This window comes from Gilliamella sp. Choc4-2, assembly GCF_001690355.1.
Lineage (GTDB): Bacteria > Pseudomonadota > Gammaproteobacteria > Enterobacterales > Orbaceae > Gilliamella > Gilliamella apicola_A.
In genome coordinates this window covers 1-2833 of record NZ_LZHG01000010.1, presented here as the reverse complement: position 1 = coordinate 2833, position 2833 = coordinate 1, and the positions used below count along the sequence as shown (strand labels likewise).

Here is a 2833-nt window from a genome sequence, read left to right as displayed (position 1 = left end):
TGGTTTAACAGGTTTGCCAGAAACTAAACCTGTTTTACGTGAGGCTAATTTTGTTAATGTTCAAATTGGCGATGAAATTTACCGTGGTTGGCTTGGTGATTGCCCGTTTCAACCAGGGGATGAAGTGATTGTCGTTGCCGAATGGCAAAACGACCATTACGAACTCTATGCTATTGCCAAACCTGATGAGAAGATGATCAGCGTCTGCCCTAACTGTTTTCGAGGGCGTTGGGCACATTTTATTTATGCCTTAAAAGGAATTTTTATTGCTTTGATGATTGCACTATTAGTAATGACGGGTATATATATATATTATTATAACCTTGATGAAGTATTATCTTTAGATGAGGAGTACGTACGCCATATATCTATGATGTCACTTAGTTTTGGTATTTTTGCCGTTGTCGGTTTAATCGTTGCGTTAAAAGACAGCTTTAAAACTAAAGTGAAAATTGCCGAACAAATCTTTAAAGCTTTAAACTTTAAAAAAATATCAAGAATGAATTTAAGAAAATTAACCAATAAAAAAATTAGAAAATTAAAAAGACAAGGTAAATACCAGAAAAATAGCCAAACACCTAAAATCGTTTTCGATACATGGTTAGGTGATAATTTTTTATATTATTACGAAAAATAATAAGAGTTTATGACCTATGAGCTTAAAAACCTTTTATAAAATTCAAAATCAAATGGTCGATAAATCATGGCGACGCAACGCAACCCCCCCAGTATTACCCTGCTGGGGCGATGAATTTACCTGTATTCGTGGCACCATAATACGCATTGATTTACAAACACAGCAACAAGCGTTTGAAGTTGAATCCTACCAAAATATGCAAGAAACAATGGAACGAACCAATAGAGCAGCACGAATTGGCGCCATTATTGGTACATTTCGCGGGCAAGTTGGTTTAACAGGTTTGCCAGAAACTAAACCTGTTTTACGTGAGGCTAATTTTGTTAATGTTCAAATTGGCGATGAAATTTACCGTGGTTGGCTTGGCGATTGCCCGTTTCAACCAGGGGATGAAGTAATTGTCGTTGCCGAATGGCAAAACGACCATTACGAACTCTATGCTATTGCCAAACCTGATGAGAGGATCATCAGCGTTTGCCCTAACTGTTTTCGAGGGCGTTGGGCTTATTTTATTTTTTGCGTAAAGTGTACTGTTTTGACTTTATCAATAGTATTGTTATTTTTTACTTGCCTCGATATTTATTCTTTTGGGCTTAATGAAGTATTATCGTTAAGCAATGAATATTTAGATGATATAAGCGCTGTTTTAATGGCTTTTGGCACTTTTGCTATTATTGGCTTTATTATTGCGTTAAAAGACAGCTTTAAAACTAAAGTGAAAATAGCCGAGCAAATCTTTAAAGCTTTAAACTTTAAAAAAATATCAAGGATCGATTTAAGAAAATTTACCAATAGAAAATGTTGGAAATTAAAGCTTCAAGGAAAATATAAGTCAAATAATCAAAAACCTAAGACTAACTATATAAACAAAATATATGATAGTAATCTTTTTTATTATTAAAAAGATTAATAAGGAATACTGCGTACAAATATGAGCTTAAAAACATTTTATAAAATTCAAAATCAAATGGTCGATAAATCATGGCGACGCAACGCAACGCCCCCAGTATTACCCTGCTGGGGCGATGAATTTACCAGTATTGGTGGCACCATAATACGCATTGATTTACAAACACAGCAACAAGCGTTTGAAGTTGAATCCTACCAAAATATGCAAGAAACAATGGAACGAACCAATAGAGCAGCACGAATTGGCGCCATTATTGGTACCTTACGCGGGCAAGTTGGTTTAACAGGTTTGCCAGAAGATGACCCTGTTTTACGTGAGGCTAATTTTGTTAATGTTCAAATTGGCGATGAAATTTACCGTGGTTGGCTTGGCGATTGCCCGTTTCAACCGGGGGATGAAGTAATTGTCGTTGCCGAATGGCAAAACGACCATTACGAACTCTATGCTATTGCCAAACCTGATGAGAGGATCATCAGCGTCTGCCCTAACTGTTTTCGAGGGCGTTGGGCTTATTCTGTATTTTGCTTTAAATGCACTATTATGACTTTGATGATTGCACTATTAGTAATGACGGGTATATACATATATTATTATAACCTTGATGAAGTATTATCTTTAGATGAGGACTACGTACGCTATATATCTATGATGGCACTTAATTTTGGTATTTTTGCCGTTGTCGGTTTATTTATAGCATTAAAAGACAGCTTTAAAACTAAAGTGAAAATTGCCGAGCAAATCTTTAAAGCTTTAAACTTTAAAAAAATATCAAGGATCGATTTAAGAAAATTTACCAATAGAAAATGTTGGAAATTAAAGCTTCAAGGAAAATATAAGCCAAATAATCAAAAACCTAAGACTAACTATATAAACAAAATATATGATAGTAATCTTTTTTATTATTAAAAAGATTAATAAGGAATACTACGTACAAATATGAGCTTAAAAACCTTTTATAAAATTCAAAATCAAATGGTCGATAAATCATGGCGACGCAACGCCACCCCCCCAGTATTACCCTGCTGGGGCGATGAATTTACCTGTATTCGTGGCACCATAATACGCATTGATTTACAAACACAGCAACAAGCGTTTGAAGTTGAATCCTACCAAAATATGCAAGAAACAATGGAACGAACCAATAGAGCAGCACGAATTGGCGCCATTATTGGTACATTTCGCGGGCAAGTTGGTTTAACAGGTTTGCCAGAAACTAAACCTGTTTTACGTGAGGCTAATTTTGTTAATGTTCAAATTGGCGATGAAATTTACCGTGGTTGGCTTGG

The 2833-nt window shown here is 35.3% G+C and carries 4 protein-coding genes; all 4 read left to right on the top strand.

The genetic code is table 11. The features are described 5' to 3' along the window. The coding region (locus tag A9G34_RS10685) for a putative type VI secretion system effector (RefSeq protein ID WP_065568715.1) at positions 1-637 on the top strand (637 nt) is incomplete at its 5' end. A gap of 16 nt (positions 638-653) precedes the next feature. Then, entirely contained in the window at positions 654-1538 is an 885-nt protein-coding gene (locus tag A9G34_RS01870; protein WP_065568714.1) for a putative type VI secretion system effector, read from the top strand. A gap of 30 nt (positions 1539-1568) precedes the next feature. Then, the gene (locus tag A9G34_RS01865) at positions 1569-2453 is read left to right on the top strand and encodes a putative type VI secretion system effector (protein WP_065568713.1); all 885 of its coding nucleotides are present in this window, start codon (positions 1569-1571) and stop codon (positions 2451-2453) included. A 30-nt stretch (positions 2454-2483) separates the two neighbouring features. After that, positions 2484-2833, top strand: a 350-nt coding sequence (locus tag A9G34_RS01860) for a hypothetical protein (protein ID WP_141670309.1), incomplete at its 3' end; no start/stop codon positions are given.

Coding starts and splice junctions, on each gene's coding strand:
- A9G34_RS01870 (WP_065568714.1), top strand. CDS start 654: ATGAGCTTAAAAACCTTTTATAAAATTCAAAATCAAATGGTCGATAAA.
- A9G34_RS01865 (WP_065568713.1), top strand. CDS start 1,569: ATGAGCTTAAAAACATTTTATAAAATTCAAAATCAAATGGTCGATAAA.